The sequence below is a fragment of the Streptomyces sp. NBC_00483 genome (genome assembly GCF_036013745.1).
Lineage (GTDB): Bacteria > Actinomycetota > Actinomycetes > Streptomycetales > Streptomycetaceae > Streptomyces.
Genome location: NZ_CP107880.1, coordinates 211,522 through 230,060, shown reverse-complemented (window position 1 = coordinate 230,060; position 18,539 = coordinate 211,522). Strand labels below are relative to the sequence as shown.

Sequence of the window (18,539 nt, the reverse complement as noted above, 5' to 3'; positions counted from 1 at the left end):
GAGGCCACCCCTTATGACGCTTTCCCCGTCGCCCGGCTCCCCCCTTCCGCTCGATTCCACGTCAGTGGTCGAGTCCCTGCGCGCCGCCGGCTGTGTCTTCGCCGAGGACGAGGCGCGCATCCTGCTGTCCACCGCCCGCGACGCCGCCGAACTGGCCGCCATGGTCGAGCGCCGCGCGAGCGGGCTGCCCCTGGAACACGTCGTCGGCTGGGCCGAGTTCTGCGGGCTGCGGGTCACCGTCGACCCCAACGTCTTCGTGCCGCGCCGCCGCACCGAGTTCCTGGCCAGACAGGCCCTCGACCACACGCCGCCCGGCGCCGTCGTCGTCGACCTGTGCTGCGGCACCGGCGCCGTGGCCGCCGTCCTGGCCGCCCACCGCCCGGCCCGGCTGCACGCGGCCGACCTGGACCCCGCGGCCGTGCTCTGCGCCCGCCGCAACCTCGCCCCGCTCGGCGGCGAGGTCCACGAAGGCGACCTGTACGCGCCGCTGCCCGCCGACCTCAAGGGCCACGTCGACACCCTGGTGGCGAACGGGCCCTACGTCCCCACGGGCGACGTCCCCCTGCTGCCGCCCGAGGCCCGCGACCACGAGCGGCGCATCGCCCTCGACGGCGGGCACGACGGCCTCGACGTACTGCGCAGGGTCGCCGGTGAGGCCCCGGAGTGGCTCGCGCCCGGCGGACACCTCTTCGTCGAGACGAGCGAGCGCCAGGCCGCCGCGGCACAGGCGGCCGTGCACTCGGCGGGCCTGCACGCGCGCGTGGTGTCGGACGAGGACCTGTACGCCACGATCGTCGTCGGCACACGCATCTCCTGACCTCGGGGTTTGACCCGGCGCGTCGCCGGTACCCGGAAGATCCGCACACCGGCGACGCAGAGGGAGCAGCCACCATGACCGACACGACTCCCGTCCACGGCTACGCACCCACAGTGGTGGGCGTGGCACTCAGCGACTGCACACCACAGGACGCCGAGGCGGCCCTGCGCATGCTGTCCACGGCCTTCCGCTCGGACCGCACACCGAGCGAGCGCCCCGACGGCGACGCGACGGTCTGGCTCACCACGGTGGACACCTCGTCCCAGCCGGCGCACTGCGAAGCGGAGCCCCTCACAGGGACGGTCACCGCGGACCTCCAGGGCGGCCACGAGGCCCTGGACCGCGTGCGCGGGGCACTGGCGACCGCGTTCACCGTCACTGAGGCGACCGCCGCCTCCGGCGACCAGGAGGAGGAGCTTCATCTGCGCCTGACGACGCGGCACTGACCGGGGAATTCCGCTCGGTGCGGCGGGTGTTCGTCATGGAGACCGTGCCCAGGACAGCACCGCCCGTGTGAAAGGCTCTGCCTCCATGACGAACACCGCGCCGACCCCGGCCTCCGACGTGCTGCACTACACCGCGTTCTCGACGAGCCCGGAGGGCGGCAACGGCGCCGGTGTCGTACTCGACGCCGCCGCGCTCGGCGACCAGGAGATGGTCGGGATCGCCGCCGAACTCGGCTACTCCGAGTCCGCGTTCCTCACCCCGGGACCCGACCCGCAGGACAAGCGGTCCTTCACGCTTCGGTACTTCAGCCCCAAGGCGGAGGTCGACTTCTGCGGCCACGCCACCGTCGCCGCCGCCGTCGCACTCGGCGAGCACTACGGCACGGGGGACTTCGACTTCCACACCGCTGCGGGACGCGTACCGGTCGCCGTCCGCCGCGAGAACGGCGTCCTCAAGGCCACGCTCACCAGCGTGGAACCCCGCGTGCACGAAGTGGCCCAGGAGGACGTGCAGGAGGCGCTCGCCGCCCTGGGCTGGCAGGCCGGCGAACTGGACTCCGCTCTGCCCCCGAGGATCGCCTACGCGGGCGTGCGCCACCTGGTCCTCGCGGCCGCCACCCGCGACCGGCTGGCCGATCTGGACTACGACTTCGACGCCCTGTTGACCCTCATGCGCCGGCTCGACCTGACGACCGTGCAACTGGTGTGGCGCGAGAACGCGACCACCTTCCACGTACGCGACCCGTTCCCGGTCGGCGGAGTCGTGGAGGACGCCGCCACGGGAGCGGCGGCCGCCGCCTTCGGCGCGTACGCCCGCGAACTGGGCCTCGTGCCCGACGACGCGCACCTGACGCTGCACCAGGGCCACGACATGGGCCGCCCGTCGCTGCTGGAGATCGACCTGAATGCGGGGGACCAGCGGGTACGGGTGACCGGCGCGGCTGTCCGGGTCCAGTGCTAGCCTTTCGGAGGCCGTGCGAGAGAACGAGGAGGTGGTACCCGTGAACGAATCGACATGGGTGCTCTCCTCCGGGGTCACGGTCGGGCGATAGGTCGTCGTCCGGGAGCGCCGTCTCTGAGCTCTCCCGAAAGGCACGACCATGCATTTCACCTCTGAACAACGCCTCGACGGCGGTGTCGTCGAGCGCGCGTTCACCCTCGGCGACATCCCCGGCATCCTGTGGACGCCCGCATCCGCTTCGGCATCCGCACCTGTCCCGCTCATCCTGCTCGGCCACCCGCCGCTCGGGCTGCGGAAGATGTACCCGCGCCTTGCCGGCCGGGCCCGGCGCTCCGCGGCGGAGGGCTTCGCCGCGGCCACCATCGAGCTCCCCGGGAGCGGTGACCGGCCCCGCCTGGCCGCCGTCGATGAGGCACGCGGCGACCTCCGCCGGGCCTTGGGGGCCGGCGAGCCGGTCGGCGACGAGATCATCGACGCCGTGATCCTCCCGCTCGTCGAGCAGTCGGTCCCGGAATGGCGGTCCGCCCTCGACGCCCTGCTGGCCCTGCCCGAGATCGGCGGTCCGGTCGGGTACTCGGGAGGCGTGATCTCCATCGGCGTCCGGCTGGCGGTGGTCGAGCCGCGCACCGTGGCCGCAGGCCTCTTCGCCGGCAGCTTCGTGCCCCGCACCATGTTCGAGGAGGCCCGCCGGGTCACCATTCCGCTGCATGTCCTGCTGCAGTGGGACGACGAGGGGAACGACCGGCAGGCCGCCCTGGACCTGTTCGACGCCTTCGGCTCCAAGGAGAAGACGCTGCTCGCCAACATGGGCGGACACACGGGCGTCCCGCAGTCCGCAGGGGAGCACGCGGCCGGGTTCTTCGCCCGGCACCTGCGCTAGGGCCTGATCCAAACGGCAGGCCCTAGACGCCACCGGGCTCGTCACGTCCCATAGGTGACCTTCACGTCGTGGAACCCCAGGGACCGCAACAGGCCGCTGAGCATCTCGGTCGTGTTCCGCTCGGCGCGGCCCGTGAGCTTGCTGTCCCGCGCGGCCTCGCCGATGTGCCGGGCGGCGAGTTTGCGTACCGCCTGCTCGTCGCCCGGGTTGTCGGAGAAGACGTCGCCGAGCCGGTCGAGCAGGCCGCGCTGCTTCGCCACGGCGTACGAGCGGTCCGTGTCGAGAGTGGGAGCGGCGAGCCGGGCGTGCGGCAGGCGCAGCGTCGCGGACGTGCGCTTGTCGTTCACCCGCACATCGCCCGGTCCGAGCTTGCCCAGGTCCACATACGAGTTGACGGTGCCCGCGCCGATGTACAGCGTGCGCGTGCCCTGGATGGCGTCCGGCAGATACTTGGAGTCCTTCTCCAGGTCCACCACCACCTGGTAGTTCCCGGCCGCGGCCTCGTAACGGCTCATGTCCCGCACGGACTTGAGCAGCGCGGGCCCCGAGCGGTCGTGCGTCTCGGAGCCGAACATGTCGTCAAGGCGGTGCACCAGGCCAAGTCCGGTGAACACGACCGCGAGCACGACGAACAGCGCGAGCGCCGCCTTCGTCCACAGGGGGATTCGCGCGACCCTCGCCCAACGGGGCAGTGCGGTCCTCGGCGTCATGGGGACCTCCTTCCCATGACTACCAAATGCCACGGGAAGCGCTGATCATGCCTTTTTCAGGAAGCTGCGAACCGCCGTACGTACCGCTTCTGCCACGGCGTCTCGACCGCCCCACGCGCGTAGTGCTCGCGTACGTAGGTGACGGCCCCGCCGGCCGGTACTCCGTCCAGCACCGCTAGACACGCGAGCGCCGTCCCCGTACGGCCGCGCCCGCCCGCACACGCCACTTCCATCCGCTCGTCCGCGCAGCGCCGCCACGCCTCGGCGAGCACGGCACGCGCGCGTGCACGGTCGGCGGGCAGCCGGAAGTCGGGCCAGCGCAGCCACGTCGACTCCCAGTCCGTGGGCGGGGGTTCGGCGCCCAGGAGGTAGATGCCGTACGTCGGAGGGGGACCGGCGGGCAGCGGATCGCGCAGGCCCCTGCCGCGCACGAGCCGCCCCGAAGGCAGCCGCAGCACGCCCGGCGCCCCGGCCTCCCACGTCACCGCCGTCACCGCGCGTCCTTCGCCGCCGACAGCAGGAACGCCGCCATCCTGCGCGCCCGGCCGAAGGCGTCCGGGAACACATCCAGTCCGTCCGAGACCAGCGCACCCTCGTGCAACAGCATCAGTGAACGCCCCAACTCCCTTGCGGAGTCCGGCGCCACGTCGCCCGCGAGCCGGGTGAACAGCTCCAGCATCCACCGCTTCTGACCGGTGATCACCGCGTACGCGGGGTGCGCGGGGTCGCTGATCTCCGCGTGCGCGTTGACCATGCTGCAGCCCTTGCCGCTGTTGGCGCGCATCCACTCCTGGGAGGCGTCGAAGACAGCCAGCACCCGGTCGGTGGGGGAGAGTTCGGCGTCCTCGTGGTGACCGGCGAGGTAGGTGCGCCAGCGGGCGTCGCGGGTCGCCAGGTAGTCGACGACGATCTGCTCCTTGGAGCCGAAGCGGTCGTAGAGCGTCTTCTTCGTGACGCCCGACTCCGCCGCGATCAGATCCACGCCGACCGCGTGGATGCCGCGCTCGTAGAACAGCCGCGAGGCGGTCTCCAGGACCTTGCGAGCGGCCGGTGTGAGGTCGGACCGGTCCGGGTCGACGGCCGGCGGGGCGGGGTTCGTCGTCGTACGCATGCCTCCAGGGTATACCGATCTGTATAGTGGAGCCAGGTAGACAGATCTGTATACCTCTGCACTTGAACCCGATCACGCGAGGCGGTGGCCGCGCCATGAACGTTCTTTTGTCCATCGGATTCGTCCTGACCTGGAGCTCCGGCTTCATCGGAGCCAAGCTCGGCGCCGGCGACGCGAGCGCCGTGACCACGCTGATGTGGCGGTTCCTGCCGCTGGCGCTGGTCCTGGGCGCCGTCGCGGCGGCGGCCGGCAGGAAGCGATGGTGCGGGCTCGGCAGGCGCACCATCGGACGGCAGGTCGTCATCGGCGCCCTGTCGCAGAGCGGCTACCTGCTGACCGTCTACTACGCCATCCAGCTCGGCGTCTCCAGCGGCACGACCGCCCTCATCGACGGCACGCAGCCCCTGGTCGCGGGCGCCCTCGCAGGACCGCTGCTGCGGCAGTACGTCACCGGACGGCAGTGGCTCGGCCTGTGCCTGGGTCTTGTCGGGGTCGTCGTCGTCACCACGGCCGACGCGGGCGCCGTCGCGGGCGTCCCGTGGTGGGCGTACGGCGTCCCGTTCCTCGGGATGCTGTCGCTGGTCGCGGCCACCTTCGTGGAGAGCCGCTCGCGTACCCGGGTCGAGCCGATGGTCGCGCTGACCGTGCACTGCGCCACCAGCGCCGTCGTCTTCAGCGGCCTCGCCGTCGCGCTCGGCAAGGCCGCGCCGCCCGCCGCGCCGTCCTTCTGGCTGTCGATCGCCTGGCTCGTCGGCCTGTCGACGTTCGGCGGCTACGGGCTCTACTGGATCGTGCTGCGGCGGGGTGGCCTCACCCAGGTCAACACGTTGATGTTCCTGATGGCGCCCGTCACCGCCGTGTGGGGAGCGCTGATGTTCGGCGAGCCCTTCGGGATACGCACCGCGCTGGGGCTCGTCCTCGGCCTCGCGGCCGTCGTGGTCGTGCGGCTCGGCACGCGCGCGTACCCGCTACGGAGCGGCCGCGACAAGGTGGCGGTTGGGGAGCACTGCCGCGTCGGCCAGCTCCGGGACCTCCACCACGGTGACGCCCGCTGAGGCGAGCACCCCGATCCCGTCGGCGCCGGGCACGAACGTGTCCGGCTCCCGCCACGCCGTCACCACGCGGCGCACCCCCGCGTCGACGATGAGCCGGGCGCACGGCTTCGGCCGCGAGGCGCGGTGGGCGCACGGCTCCAGGCTGCTGTAGACGGTGGCCGTGGCGAGGCGCGGGTCGTCGGCGGCGAGCTTGCCGAGCGCGGACTCCTCGGCGTGCACCACGGGGTCCTCGCCCTCGCGCGAGTAACCGCGCGCCAGCTCCGTTCCGTCGTCGGCGACGACCACGGCGCCGACGCTGAACGCGGTCCGCGACGGCGGGCACTCGGCGGCCAGTTCGCAGGCCAGCCGCAGCCAGTGCCGGTCCGCCGCGGTGGCCGCCGCCCCGGGGCCCGGAACGGTCGGCGCGTACCGGGTGACGATCACGTCCCCGACCCGCTCCGTGGCAAGCACCCGCATCCGGCTGCGCGGCCCGCCGGGGTAGGAACCGGGCCCGAACAGGCGCGGCGCGCCCGGCTCGCCGACCACCAACGGGGCGACGGCGAGCCGCAGTTCGTCCGCGAGCCCCAGCTGCAACAGCTGCGTGTGCACGTGCGCGCCGCCCTCGACGAGCAACCGCCGCACGCCGCGCGCGGCGAGGTCGTCGAGGAGCGCCGCCCAGTCGAGGTGCCGGCCGAGCGCCACCACGTCCGCCGCCCCGCCCACGCGCGTGCGGGCGCGCGTGACGCCCGACTCGGTCGTGTAGACGAGCCGTTCCCCGCCCGTCGTCCAGAAGGGGTCGCCCGGATCCAGGTCCCCCGAGGCGGTGACCGCCACCTTCAACGGGTAGGCGGGTCGCCCGTCGTCGACCCGTTTCGCGCGCCGCTGCGGCGAATTGACCAGCAGCCGGGGCCGGTCCGCGCGCAGCGTCCCCGCCCCGACGAGGATCGCATCGCTCGCCGCCCGCACCGCGTCCACCCGCTCGAAGTCCTCCGCGCCGGAGAGCAGGAGTCGCTCGGGACCGGTGTCGTCGAGGCATCCGTCGAGCGACACCGCGGCGGACAGCAATACGTGGGGGCGGGACATGGCGACTCCGTGACCGGGCGGAACGTACGCCCCGACCCTATCGAGGCGCCGGCGGCGTGCCGTCCCCGAAGGGGCGCCCGCCCAGCTTCTCGCGGCCGTGCGGGGCGAGCCAGCCGGACGGGTCGGGGCCGAGCGGCACGATCCGCGTGGGGTTGATGCCGGTGTGCACCTGGTAGTAGTGCCGCTTGATGTGGTCGAAGTCGACGGTGTCCCCGAAGCCGGGCGTCTGGAACAGGTCCCGCGCGTACGCCCACAGGACCGGGTCCTCGGCCAGTTTGTTGCGGTTGCACTTGAAGTGGCCGTGGTAGACGGCGTCGAAGCGGACCAGCGTCGTGAACAGCCGGACATCCGCCTCCGTGATGGTGTCGCCGACGAGATACCGCTGCCCGGCGAGCCGCCGCGACACCGTGTCGAGCCGCGCGAACACGTCCCCGTACGCCTTCTCGTACGCGTCCTGCTCGCCGGCGAATCCGGCCCGGTACACGCCGTTGTTGACGTCCCGGTAGATGCCCTCCATCACCTCGTCGATCTCGTCGCGCAGCGGCTCCGGATACAGGTCGGGCGCGCCGTCCCGGTGCAGCGCCGTCCACTCGGTCTCCAGGTCGAGCGTCAGCTGCTGGTAGTCGTTGGTGACGAGCTTTCCGGACGGTACGTCGACGATCGCGGGCACGCTGACGCCGCCCGGATACCCGGTCTCCCGTGCGTCGTAGGCCTCGCTGAGGAAGCGGATGCCGAGCACCGGGTCGCGGTCGTCCGGGTCGAGCGTGAAGCGCCAACTGCGGTCGTCCTGGATCGGATCGGTGACCGCGAGCGACAGCGCGTCCTCCAGGCCGAGGAGTCGGCGCACCACCAGGGCGCGGCTCGCCCAGGGACAGGCCTTGCTCACGACGAGCCGATAGCGGCCCGCTTCCACCGGCCAGCCGCCTTGGCCGTCGGCGGTGATCCGGTCGGTGAAATGACTGCGGGACCGTTTGAAGGCCTTCTTGCCGTACGAGGCGTTGCCGGGCACGTGGGTCTCCCTCCGGGGTCGGGCACGATGGTGCGCCCCGAGCCTGCCCGAGGAACGGCACGCGCACCACCGTGGCGGAGGCGGCTGTCGGTGGCCGGTGAGAGGCTCGAAGTGAGCAGTGACCGTGATGGCAAGGAAGGCGCAGGCATGACGACCACGACCGGTAGCTACCTCACTCTGGACGACGGCCGTCCCGGCGTCCGGTTCACCCGCACGTACGAGAAGCCGATCGACCGCGTCTGGCGCTATGTCACCGACCCGGTCGACCTCGCGCACTGGTTCCCGTCCAAGTTCGAGGCCGGGGAGCTGAGCCCCGGCGCGACGATCCGCTTCTTCGGCGACCCGAACATGCCGGAGTCCGAGGGCACGGTCGTCGCCGCCGAGCCCCCACGCCACTTCTCCTTCATGTGGGGAGGCGACGAGCTGCAGTACGACCTGGAGGAGCGCGGCGACGGCGGCACACACCTGACGCTCACCAACGTGCTGGTGACCGCGGACACCGCGGCGCGCAACGCGGCGGGCTGGGAGATCTGCCTGCTCGCCCTCGACGCGGCCGACCGCGGCGAGCCCCTGTCCGAGGGGCACACGGGAGCGACGCCGCCGTGGAAGGAGCTGTACGACGCCTACACCGCGGCCGGCTTCCCCTCCGGCGCGCCCGTGCCCGGCCTGGACGAGGAGTCCTGAGGCGCCCGCACCGCGTGTGCACACGGTCACACTCTGAATAGCGGGATCCCACGAACGGGCGCAAAATCGGACACATGTCCTTTATGTCCGCGAGTGTGACGTGGCTCGGACTCGGCCTCACGGTCGGTACCGCGGGACTGGTGACCTACGGTCTTGCGGCGCTCCCGTGCGGGGCTTCGGTCCGGCAGGAGGATGCCGAGGCGGTCTGCCGCCCGGCCAGGCGGACGGCGCTCGGCCTCGGTGCGCTCGGCATCGTGGCGTTCGTCGTCGGAACGGTGTTCCTGTTCCTGGATGTGACGAACTTCGGCTGAGCGCGGCCGGGGAACGCTTCCGGAATTTTTTCGCGGAAGCCGTCACACATCCGTCGTGGCGCGTGTCGTAGCAGTGAGAGTCACGTAACGAGTGAAGGAGTACTCCATGACCAGCGGTCAGCAAACGATCATCGCCCCCGTCCGGGACCTCGCCGCCGCCAAGGCCGTCTATACCAAGCTGCTCGGCGTGGAGCCGTCCTCCGACGAGGCGTACTACGTGGGCTACGACGTGGCGGGACAGCACTTCGGCCTGAACCCGAATGGGCACCAGCAGGGCATGACAGGACCCGTGGGCTACTGGACCGTCGACGACATCCAGGGGATGGTCAAGTCTCTGGTCGAGTCCGGTGCCGAGGTGATCCAGGACGTGACGGAGGTCGGTCCGGGCCGCCGGATCGCGTCGCTGAAGGACGCGGACGGAAACGTCTTCGGGGTGCTGCAGGACAGCTGAGCGGACGACCACGAGCGGTGGGGCCGCGGCCCGAAGGCCACGACCCCACCCGATCCCGTGCTACTGGTCACCGCCCCCGTAGGGGCGCGTGATCACTTCCATGCCGTGCTGCGCGGGGTCCATGAAGTACACGCCACGACCTCCGTCGTTGTGGTTGATCTCGCCCGGCTGCTTGCGGTGCGGATCGGCGTAGTACGTGAGCCCCGCGTCCTTGATGCGCCCGAAGATCCCGTCGAACTCCTCCTCGGTGACGAGGAAGGCGTAGTGCTGCGTGACGATGGACTCGGCGGGGATCGTCGCGAAGTCCAGGGTCACGCCGTTGCTCAGGTCGAGCGGGATGAACGGGCCCCATTCATCGCCCACTTCGAGCCCCAGGATGTGCGCGAGGAACTCGGCGGACTCCCGCTTGTCCCGGGAGTGGACGATGGTGTGATTGAGCTGAACTGCCATGGTGGATTGCCTCCAGAAGGCAACTCCGGCACCTCCATGCCTCACCCGGTCGGTGACCGGCACGCGATGCTGCCCGGGATCTTAGACACGGGGCCGGGCCCGTGGCCAGTCCGTTTCCGGCTTCGGCTCCGGCGTCAGTCCAGGACCAGTTCCGGGTCGTACATGTCGAGCCAGAGCGCCAGGTCCAGTGTGCGCTCCAGGCCACGCCGCGAGGCCTGCGTGATCTGCGGGGTCTCGCGGTGGGCGGCGACACTGAGCCGGTCCCTGTCGACGATCTCGAAGACCCGGTGCGAGGGCTTCGCGAGCAGGTCCTTGGCGTGCTCCTGCAGCGCGAGCGCGTACTTCGGATCCTGCGTCGACGGGTAGGGGCTCTTGACCCGGTCGTACACCGAGGTCGGCAGCACGTCCGCCGTCGCCTCGCGCAGCAGCGACTTCTCCCGGCCGTCGAAGGACTTCAGCGCCCACGGCGTGTTGTAGACGTACTCGACGAGCCGGTGGTCGCAGAACGGGACCCGTACCTCCAGGCCCACCGCCATGCTCGCCCGGTCCTTGCGGTCGAGCAGGACCCGCACGAAGCGGGTCAGGTGCAGGTAGCAGATGCGGCGCATCCGGTACTCGAAGTCGCTCTCGCCCTCCAGGCGCTCGATGTCGCGGACCGCTTCGGCGTAGCTGTCGGCGGTGTACCCCTCCAGGTCGAGCCGCTTGGTGAGCTCGGGCCTGATCACGTCCGAGTCGTCACCGAGGTGCTTGCCCATGCTCACCAGCCACGGGAACGCCTCCGCATTGCGGGCCTCCTCGTCGAAGAACTGGAGGTAGCCGCCGAAGACCTCGTCCGCCGACTCGCCGGACAGGGCGACCGTCGAGTGCTCGCGGATCGCCTTGAACAGCAGGTACAGCGAGGCGTCCATGTCGCCGAGCCCCGCCGGAATGTCGCGTGCCCGGATGACGCGGGCGCGCACCTCGGGGTCGGCGAGCGCGTTCGAGTCGAGCACGATGTCCTCGTGGTCGGTCCCCGACGCCTGCGCCACGTCGTGCACGAAGGGGGTGTCGGGCGTACCTCGCAGCTCGTCGGCCACGAAGTTCTCGGCCTGGCCGAGGAAGTCGACGGCGAAGCTGCGCACCGTCTCCTGACCGGCCAGCTGCTCGGCGGCGATCGCCGTCATCGCGGAGGAGTCGAGGCCGCCCGACAGGAGCGTGCAGCGCGGCACGTCCGAGACGAGCTGGCGGCGCACGATGTCGTCGAGCAGCTCGCGCACCCTGGCGATGGTCGTTTCCTGGTCGTCGGTGTGCGGCTTCGTCTCCAGCGTCCAGTACGCGCGGTGCCGCAATCCCTCGCGGTCGACGGTGACGACCGTGCCCGGTACCACCTCGTTCATCCCGTCCCACACGGCATGCCCCGGAGTCTTCACGAACGTGAACAACTCGCGGAGGCCGTCGAGGGTGACACGGCGCGCGGCGAGCGGGTTGGCGAGGATCGCCTTGGGCTCTGAGCCGAACAGCACGCCGTCCGGGGTCTCGTAGAAGTAGAAGGGCTTGATGCCCATCCGGTCGCGGATCATGACGAGCTTGTCGCTGCGGCCGTCCCAGATGGCGAACGCGTACATGCCGTTGAGGCGCTTGGGCAGTTCCTCGCCCCACTCGAGGTAGCCGTGCAGCACCACCTCGGTGTCCGAGTCCGTGCGGAACTCGTGGCCGAGGGCCGCCAGTTCGGCGCGGAGTTCGGTGTAGTTGTACGTCTCGCCCGAGTAGACCAGGGCGACGTTTCCGTCCGGTGTCTCGACGGTCATGGGCTGCCGGCCGCCCGGCAGGTCGATGATGGCGAGCCTGCGGTGACCAAGGGCCGCGGGGCCCTCGATCCAGGTGCCGCGATCGTCAGGACCGCGGCACTCCATGGTCTGGGTCATCGCATTCAATGTCTCGGCCGAGGCCCGCAGGTCACGGTCGAAGGAAACCCAGCCGGTGATGCCACACATAACGCTTCCTCCTGCTCGCCGTACGGCCGTGGCCAACCGGGGCAACAAGTTGTACACGGCATCTATGTTTCGAGCGTGTGACATGGAGGTGGGTTCGGTCAATGCTCCCGTAACGCGCCGAAGGCGTCCGACCGAGCGGTTTCGGCCGCCGGTCGTGACGTCAAACGGAATGATCCCCTTCGCAAATCCCTTGTGGCGGGGGCCTCTTGAGAAAAGTTGCCTTGGGCTACCAGTGCGATCCGGCCACAGGCAAAGACTTGATCAATCCTGCTCCGGGCTCGACGTTGTCTCAGCAAGTGACCCGTCGAACGTCGCCGCAGCGAGCCCGAAGGACAGCGTCATGCCGATCCCCGACGTCACCGAGAGCGCCCGTACGCCCGGTGCCACATCGCGTACGAGCAGCGGTCCGCGGGCGCTGCTCGCGTACACGCCCTGCCAGCGTTCGGTGACCCGCACCGAGGGGACGCCCAGGACGCGGGAGGCCTCGCGCAGCAGCAGTTCCGTCGTCGCCTCGTCCTGGAACGGGATCTCCGTCGCGTCGTACGCGTGCGAGTCGCCGACCAGGACCGTGCCGTCGGGCAGCCGCGTGAACATCACGTTGGCGACCACGTCAAGCAGTTCGGGGCTGTGCGCGGTGACCTCGGTGCGCAGCCGGTCGGCGGACGGCATGGCCGTGAAGCCGTCGTAGCGCAGCATCGATGTGGCGGTCAGGACCGCCGAGTCCGTGCGGAAGGCGTCGGGCGCCGCGACCCGGGCCATCGACAGGCGGCAGCGTTCGATGCCGTGCGTCTCGGCCTCCGCCGGGTACAGACGGTCCAGGTCATGGCCGACGCAGAGCAGGATCCGGTCCCCGTGCACCGGGCCCCGGCTGGTGTGCACCGTGCCGGACTCCACGCCGACCACGTTCGTGCCCCAGGAGATCGTCACGCCGGGCTGCTCGGCCAGCCAGTCCGCGAGCCGCGGCGCCGCCTCGCGCGGGTCGACCCGCAGGTCCGCGGGCAGCAGCGCGCCGCCGGCCAGATCCTCGCGCCCCTCGGGGGAGCGGCCGAGCGCCTCGCCCACCTCGTCGCGCGTGCGCATCCGCACCGCGTCCGTGCCGCGCTCGTCCCGCAGCTCCTCCAGGACCGCCAGCTCGGTCGCCGACCGGGCCACCACGAGCGCGCCCGCCTCCGGCGCCCACAGCCCGGCCGACTTGGCGGCGTCCACCCAGCCGGTGCGCGAGCGCAGCGCGAGATCGAGGAGTTCACCGCGCTGCGCCGTGACGCAGCAGTGGCCGAAGTTGCGCACGGACGCGCCCACAGGCCGCCGGTCCCGCTCGACCACCGTGACGCTGAGCCCCCTGCGCACCGCCTCGAAGGCGTGGGCGAGGCCGACGATGCCGGCACCGACCACGACGAGGTCGCTGCGGTCGCGGGGGAGTGCGGTGGATGGCGCTGATGCGTTGTTCATGACCCCAAGACTGCGGACCGCCCGCCGCCACCCGCAAGTGTTGTCTATACAAGTTTCCTCGTTGTTTACCAGCTGTGCGCCGGGTGCGCTCTTGCCCGGTGGGTATCCGGGCTGCGAAACTCGACTTGTGAAGACAAGTAGCGAGGAGGGGCCGCTGCACCAGCGGCTCGGCGCCGAGTTCCGGCGACGCATCGAGTCGGGGGAGTGGCCCGAAGGGGCGCCCGTGCCGAGCGAGGCACAGCTGTGCGAGGAGTTCGGGACCTCGCGCGGCCCGGTACGGCAGGCGCTCGCGCAGCTGCGGGCCGATGGCCATCTGGTCGGCGGGCGCGGCAAGCCGCCCGTCGCCCGCAGGGTCACGCCCTCGCAGCCGTTCGCCTCGCTGATGTCGTTCACGCAGTGGGCCGAGTCGATCGGACGGACCCCGGGACAGCACACCGTGGAGGTGGCCCGGCGGCGCGCGAGCCCCGAGGCCGCCGCCCGCCTGGGTCTCGACGAGGGCGCGCCGGGCGTCGACCTCGTCCGGCTGCGCCACCTCGACGGGGTGCCCGCGATGGTCGAGCGGTCCACGTTCGTCCTCGACGTCGGCCTGCATCTGTTCGCGTTCGACCCGGACGAGGGCTCGGTCTACGACGCCCTCACCTCGTGCGGCGTCGACCTGGACCGCGCCCGGCACACCATCGACGCCGTCGCGGCGGACCCGCAGGACGCCGAGCTCCTCGGTGTCGATCCCGGCCAACCCCTGCTCCGCGTACGGAGGTTGGCCTACACCGGCGACGGCAGGCCCGTCGAGTACGCGGACGACCGCTATCTGCCGTCCATGGCCACCTTCACCATCGAGAACACCATGGACGGGCGCACCGTCGCGGCCCGCGGCGGCACCGCAGACACCCGCATCACACGTGAGGAAGCCCAGTGATCGAACTCGCCGTCTTCGACATGGCAGGCACCACCATCGACGAGCACGGGGCCGTATACGACGCGCTGCGGCACGCCGTCGATTCCACCGGCGTCCGTGTCGACCCGGTCGATCTGCAGACCTGGATGGGCACCGACAAGCGCGAGGCCATCGCCGCGCTCATCCGCATCGGCGGCGGCACGCCCGACGCGGAGCTGGTCGAGCGACAGTACGAGGTGTTCCGAGCCTATCTGCGCGAGAGCTACGCCAAGCAGCCGCCGGAGCCGATAGCCCACGCGGACAAGGCACTTGAAGAGCTGCGCGCCCGCGGCATCAAGGTCGCCCTCACCACCGGCTTCAGCGCGGACGTGGCGCTGCCGCTGCTCGACTCGCTCGGCTGGTCCACCGAAGAGGGCGGCAACCTCGACGCGGTCGTCACCTCCGACGAGGTGCCCCGTGGTCGTCCCGCGCCGTACATGATCCAGCGCGCGATGGAGAAGACGGGCGTCGTCGACGTACGCAAGGTCCTCGTGGTCGGCGACACGGTCGTCGACATGGAGGCCGGGTTCAATGCGGGCGCGGCTGTCGTGGTCGGCGTGCTCACGGGACAGCTCACCCGTGAGCAGCTCGAACTCCACCCGCACAGCTACGTGTTGGACGGCGTCGCCGACCTCCCCGGCATTGCCGAGACCCAGAGCCCGTGAACGTCAGCTGAGCGCCGCGTCCACGATCGCCTGCGCCTCGCTCTGCACCTGGGCGAGGTGCTCGGCGCCGTGGAACGACTCGGCGTAGATCTTGTAGACGTCCTCCGTGCCGCTGGGCCGGGCCGCGAACCATGCGTTCTCGGTGGTGACCTTGACGCCGCCGATGGCCGCGCCGTTGCCCGGCGCCTCGGACAGCCGGGCCGTGATCGGCTCGCCCGCGAGGGTGTCGGCGGTGATCGCGTCGCCGGTCAGCTTCGCGAGGCGGGCCTTCTGCTCCTTCGTCGCCTTGGCGTCGATGCGGGCGTAGGCGGCGCCCGACGCGCCGTGCTCGGCGGCGAGTTCGGCGTAGTACGCGGAAGGCGTCTTGCCCGTGACGGCGGTGATCTCGGCGGCCAGCAGGGCAAGCAGGATGCCGTCCTTGTCGGTGGTCCAGACGCTGCCGTCCTTGCGGACGAAGCTCGCCCCGGCGCTCTCCTCGCCGCCGAACGCCACCGAGCCGTCGACCAGGCCCGGCACGAACCACTTGAATCCGACGGGGACTTCGACGAGTTCTCGGCCGAGGGTGGCGGCGATCCGGTCGATGACGGCGGACGACACGAGCGTCTTGCCGATGGCCGCGGACGCCGACCACCGGGTCCTGTGGCTGAACAAGTAGTGGATGGCGACGGCCAGATAGTGGTTCGGGTTCATCAGGCCGGCGTCCGGAGTGACGATGCCGTGCCGGTCGGCGTCCGCGTCGTTGCCGGTCAGCAGGTCGTAGTCGTGGCGGCGTGCGAGCACCGAGGCCATCGCGGGCGCGGACGACGGGTCCATCCGGATCTTGCCGTCCCAGTCGAGCGTCATGAAACGCCACGTCGGATCGGTCTCCGGGTTCACCACGGTCAGGTCGAGCCCGTACATCTCGGCGATGCGTGCCCAGTAGTGCACGCTCGCGCCGCCCAGCGGATCGGCGCCGACCCGCACGCCGGAGGCGCGGATGGCGTCGATGTCGATGATGTCCTTGAGGTCCTCGACGTAGCGCTCACGGAAGTCGTACGGTTCCCAGGCCGGCTCCTCGACCGTGCGCGGCGTCCAACTGGCGTCCTCCAGCAGCTCGTTGGCGCGATCGGCGATCCACGAGGTGGTGGCGGAGTCGGCGGGGCCGCCGTGCGGAGGGTTGTACTTGAAGCCGCCGTCGCGGGGCGGGTTGTGGCTCGGCGTGATGACGATGCCATCGGCACGGTCGTCGGCGTCGTCGGCCTTCCCGCGGTTCCAGCGCAGGATCGCGTGGCTGAGCGCGGGCGTCGGCACGAAGTCCTCGTGCGCGTCGGCCAACACCCGGGCGCCGTGCGCCGCGAGAACACCGAGGGCGGTCTTCAGGGCGGGCTGCGAGAGGGCGTGCGTGTCCGGGCCGATGAAGAGGGGGCCGGTGATGCCCTCCGCGGTGCGGTGCTCGACGATCGCCTGGGTGATCGCGGCGATGTGCTTCTCGTTGAAGGCGCCGTCGAGGCTGGAGCCGCGATGGCCACTCGTGCCGAAGACGACGCGCTGCTCGGGGCGCGTGACGTCGGGCTCGCGCGTGTAGTACGCCTCGATCAGCGCGTCGACGTCGATGAGATCGCCCGGCAGGGCGGGGGTTCCTGAGCGCTCAGCAGTCATGGAAGCAGTCTCCCACCTGCGCCTATGAAGAAAAGTGGGCGGCACAGGCGGAAGACGGTTCGGGGCGGGGCCTGCCAGGGAACTCTCATCCCTCCAGGGTCTCCTGGAACTCCTGCTGGTTCTTCACGATCTCCGCGAGGGTCGCGAGGACCTGCGACTCGACCTTGTGCTTGTCGATGCCGAGCCCGGTGAGCAGCCCGGATCCGTTCTCGTGCTCCAGGAGTGCGAGCAGGATGTGCTCGGTGCCGATGTAGTTGTGGCCCAGGCGCAACGCCTCCCGGAACGTCAGTTCCAGGGCCTTCTTGGCGTCGGCGTCGAACGGCACGAGGGCGGGCATGTCGTCGGACGCGGGCGGCAGGGTCTCTGTCGCGGCCTGGCGCACGGCCTCGAGCGACACATCCTGCGCGAGGATCGCCTTCGCGGCGAGGGCCTCCGGCTCCTTCAGCAGGCCGAGCGCGAGGTGCGCCGGGGTGATGTTCGCGTTGTTCGCGGCGCGGGCCTCGTTCTGTGCGCCCACCACGACATTGCGGGCGCGCACCGTGTACCGGTTGAAGCCCTCGTTCGGGTCGATGGGCTTCTCGTCGCCCTTGGGCACGAAGCGCTTCTGCGCCGCCTGCCGGGTGACGCCCATGCTCTTGCCGATGTCCGTCCAGGAGGCGCCGGAGCGGCGAGCCTGGTCGACGAAGTGGCCGATCAGGTGGTCGGCCACTTCGCCGAGGTGGTCCGCCGCGATGACGGCGTCCTGGAGTTGGTCGAGTGCGTCGGGGTGGACCTTCTTGATGGCTGCGATCAGGTCGTCGAGGCGGACGTTCGCGTCGGTTGGCTTCGTCATGATGCAACCGTAGGTTGACAGTGGAGGACTGTCAACTACGAGTTGACACTCGGATTCGTGTCTCACACGGTCGGTGGATTCAGCTGCCGGAACCCGTCCTGGGTCCGGTACGGGTAGTACGGATAGGGGGCCTTGGTCTCGCTCGCCGCATCCAGCTTCGCCACCTGCTCCGGGGTGAGCTCCCAGCCGATGGCGCCCAGGTTCTGTGTGAGCTGCTCCTCGTTCCGTGCCCCGATCAGCACCGTGGAGACGGTGGGTCGGCGCAGCAGCCAGTTGATGGCGATCTGTGGGATCGCCTTCCCGGTCTCCTCCGCGACCTCGTCGAGCGCGTCCATGACGCGGTAGAGGTGCTCGTCCTCGATGGGCGGCCCGAACTGCGCCGTCTGGTGCAGCCTGCTGTCGGCGGGCAGTGGCTGTCCGCGCCGGATCCTCCCGGTGAGCCGCCCCCAGCCGAGGGGGCTCCACACCACGGCGCCCACGCCCTCCTCCTTGGCGAGCGGCATCAACTCCCACTCGTAGTCCCGGCCGGCGAGCGAGTAGTACACCTGGTGCGCGGCGAACCGCGGCCGCCCGTGCTTCTCCGCCTCGGCGAGCCCCTTCATCAACTGCCAACCCGCGTAGTTGGAGACACCGGTGTAACGGACCTTGCCGGCACGCACCAGGTCCTCGAGCGTGGCGAGAACCTCCTCGACCGGGGTGCTCGCGTCGTACGCGTGCAGCTGGAACAGGTCAATGTGGTCGGTGTCGAGGCGCCGCAGCGCGGCGTCGACGGACGCGATCAGCCGCGACCGCGACACTCCGGCGTCGTACGGTCCCTCGCCGGTCGGCAGTGCGGCCTTGGTGGAGATGAGCGCCCGATCGCGCCGCCCCTTGAGTGCCGCACCGAGCACCTCCTCCGACGCCCCGTCCGAATACACGTCGGCCGTGTCGAACAGGGTCACGCCATGCTCCAGGCTCAGATCCACCATGCGGCGCGCCTCGTCGATGCCGGCGCTACCCCATGCGGAAAACAGCGGCCCACGCCCACCGAAGGTCCCGGCCCCGAAACTCAACGCCGGAACCTTGAGGCCGGACGTCCCCAACTGTCGGTACTCCATGGCG

General features: G+C 70.8%; 21 protein-coding genes. 10 read left to right on the top strand and 11 right to left on the bottom strand.

Annotation, left to right across the window (positions count from 1 at the left end):
• Positions 1-13 precede the first annotated feature (13 nt).
• The 4 genes from OHA73_RS01130 (at position 14) to OHA73_RS01115 (ending at position 3,104) form a co-directional block, all read left to right on the top strand.
• On the top strand, positions 14-817 hold the full coding sequence (locus tag OHA73_RS01130; protein ID WP_327653829.1) for a putative protein N(5)-glutamine methyltransferase: 804 nt from the start codon (positions 14-16) through the stop codon (positions 815-817).
• 74 nt (positions 818-891) lie between these two features.
• On the top strand, positions 892-1,263 hold the full coding sequence (locus OHA73_RS01125) for a hypothetical protein (RefSeq protein WP_327653828.1): 372 nt from the start codon (positions 892-894) through the stop codon (positions 1,261-1,263).
• Positions 1,264-1,348: 85 nt separating this feature from the next.
• Positions 1,349-2,224: a PhzF family phenazine biosynthesis protein gene (locus tag OHA73_RS01120; RefSeq protein ID WP_266718258.1), complete on the top strand. Its 876-nt coding sequence runs from the start codon at positions 1,349-1,351 to the stop codon at positions 2,222-2,224.
• A 139-nt stretch (positions 2,225-2,363) separates the two neighbouring features.
• A complete protein-coding gene (locus OHA73_RS01115) occupies positions 2,364-3,104 on the top strand; it encodes an alpha/beta hydrolase (protein WP_327653827.1) in 741 nt (246 codons plus the stop codon).
• A 41-nt stretch (positions 3,105-3,145) separates the two neighbouring features.
• Here the strand turns inward: OHA73_RS01115 and OHA73_RS01110 are convergent, their stop codons facing one another.
• Genes OHA73_RS01110 through OHA73_RS01100 form a run of 3 tightly spaced genes read right to left on the bottom strand, consistent with a single transcriptional unit; the run spans position 3,146 to position 4,925 of the window.
• Complete coding sequence (locus tag OHA73_RS01110; RefSeq protein ID WP_327653826.1) at positions 3,146-3,814, bottom strand: DUF4230 domain-containing protein; 669 nt, start codon at positions 3,812-3,814, stop codon at positions 3,146-3,148.
• 56 nt (positions 3,815-3,870) lie between these two features.
• Entirely contained in the window at positions 3,871-4,308 is a 438-nt protein-coding gene (locus OHA73_RS01105) for a protein-tyrosine phosphatase family protein (protein WP_267072534.1), read from the bottom strand.
• Positions 4,305-4,925 carry a TetR/AcrR family transcriptional regulator gene (locus OHA73_RS01100; RefSeq protein ID WP_327653825.1) on the bottom strand — a complete coding sequence of 207 codons (621 nt, stop codon included), beginning with the start codon at positions 4,923-4,925 and terminating at the stop codon, positions 4,305-4,307. Before OHA73_RS01100 ends, OHA73_RS01105 begins: the two co-directional genes overlap by 4 nt.
• A gap of 95 nt (positions 4,926-5,020) precedes the next feature.
• Between OHA73_RS01100 and OHA73_RS01095 the strand changes: the two genes are divergently transcribed.
• Entirely contained in the window at positions 5,021-5,980 is a 960-nt protein-coding gene (locus OHA73_RS01095) for a DMT family transporter (RefSeq protein WP_327653824.1), read from the top strand.
• On the opposite strand, the gene OHA73_RS01090 is transcribed toward OHA73_RS01095, so the two are convergent.
• Entirely contained in the window at positions 5,894-7,042 is a 1,149-nt protein-coding gene (locus OHA73_RS01090) for a dihydrofolate reductase family protein (RefSeq protein WP_327653823.1), read from the bottom strand. The two genes, OHA73_RS01095 and OHA73_RS01090, sit on opposite strands and share 87 nt — an antisense overlap.
• Positions 7,043-7,079: 37 nt before the next feature.
• The gene (locus tag OHA73_RS01085) at positions 7,080-8,051 is read right to left on the bottom strand and encodes a glutathione S-transferase family protein (protein WP_327653822.1); all 972 of its coding nucleotides are present in this window, start codon (positions 8,049-8,051) and stop codon (positions 7,080-7,082) included.
• A gap of 147 nt (positions 8,052-8,198) precedes the next feature.
• Between OHA73_RS01085 and OHA73_RS01080 the strand changes: the two genes are divergently transcribed.
• From OHA73_RS01080 to OHA73_RS01070, 3 genes are all read left to right on the top strand, one after another.
• Complete coding sequence (locus tag OHA73_RS01080) at positions 8,199-8,735, top strand: SRPBCC family protein (protein ID WP_267072539.1); 537 nt, start codon at positions 8,199-8,201, stop codon at positions 8,733-8,735.
• Positions 8,736-8,809: 74 nt separating this feature from the next.
• Entirely contained in the window at positions 8,810-9,046 is a 237-nt protein-coding gene (locus OHA73_RS01075; protein ID WP_266718270.1) for a hypothetical protein, read from the top strand.
• A 106-nt stretch (positions 9,047-9,152) separates the two neighbouring features.
• Positions 9,153-9,497 carry a VOC family protein gene (locus OHA73_RS01070; RefSeq protein ID WP_266718272.1) on the top strand — a complete coding sequence of 115 codons (345 nt, stop codon included), beginning with the start codon at positions 9,153-9,155 and terminating at the stop codon, positions 9,495-9,497.
• 60 nt (positions 9,498-9,557) lie between these two features.
• Here OHA73_RS01070 and OHA73_RS01065 read toward each other — a convergent pair whose 3' ends face one another.
• The 3 genes from OHA73_RS01065 to OHA73_RS01055 form a co-directional block, all read right to left on the bottom strand.
• A complete protein-coding gene (locus OHA73_RS01065) occupies positions 9,558-9,947 on the bottom strand; it encodes a VOC family protein (RefSeq protein WP_266718274.1) in 390 nt (129 codons plus the stop codon).
• 134 nt (positions 9,948-10,081) lie between these two features.
• Positions 10,082-11,920, bottom strand: coding sequence for an asparagine synthase (glutamine-hydrolyzing) (gene asnB, locus OHA73_RS01060; RefSeq protein WP_266718276.1), 1,839 nt, complete (start codon positions 11,918-11,920; stop codon positions 10,082-10,084).
• Positions 11,921-12,181: 261 nt separating this feature from the next.
• Positions 12,182-13,369, bottom strand: coding sequence for a TIGR03364 family FAD-dependent oxidoreductase (locus OHA73_RS01055; RefSeq protein WP_266718278.1), 1,188 nt, complete (start codon positions 13,367-13,369; stop codon positions 12,182-12,184).
• Between the two features lie 127 nt (positions 13,370-13,496).
• Here OHA73_RS01055 and OHA73_RS01050 point away from each other — a divergent pair, with 127 nt between their 5' ends.
• Entirely contained in the window at positions 13,497-14,285 is a 789-nt protein-coding gene (locus tag OHA73_RS01050; protein ID WP_266718280.1) for a GntR family transcriptional regulator, read from the top strand.
• Positions 14,282-14,968, top strand: coding sequence for a phosphonatase-like hydrolase (locus OHA73_RS01045; protein ID WP_266718282.1), 687 nt, complete (start codon positions 14,282-14,284; stop codon positions 14,966-14,968). Before OHA73_RS01050 ends, OHA73_RS01045 begins: the two co-directional genes overlap by 4 nt.
• A 3-nt stretch (positions 14,969-14,971) precedes the next feature.
• Here OHA73_RS01045 and pgm read toward each other — a convergent pair whose 3' ends face one another.
• From pgm to OHA73_RS01030, 3 genes are all read right to left on the bottom strand, one after another.
• Entirely contained in the window at positions 14,972-16,606 is a 1,635-nt protein-coding gene (gene pgm / locus OHA73_RS01040; RefSeq protein WP_266718284.1) for a phosphoglucomutase (alpha-D-glucose-1,6-bisphosphate-dependent), read from the bottom strand.
• Between the two features lie 85 nt (positions 16,607-16,691).
• Positions 16,692-17,438 (bottom strand): Clp protease N-terminal domain-containing protein, encoded by a 747-nt coding sequence (locus tag OHA73_RS01035; protein WP_266718286.1) that lies wholly within the window; start codon positions 17,436-17,438, stop codon positions 16,692-16,694.
• A gap of 62 nt (positions 17,439-17,500) precedes the next feature.
• Positions 17,501-18,535 carry an aldo/keto reductase gene (locus tag OHA73_RS01030; RefSeq protein WP_266718287.1) on the bottom strand — a complete coding sequence of 345 codons (1,035 nt, stop codon included), beginning with the start codon at positions 18,533-18,535 and terminating at the stop codon, positions 17,501-17,503.
• Between the last annotated feature and the right edge of the window lie 4 nt (positions 18,536-18,539).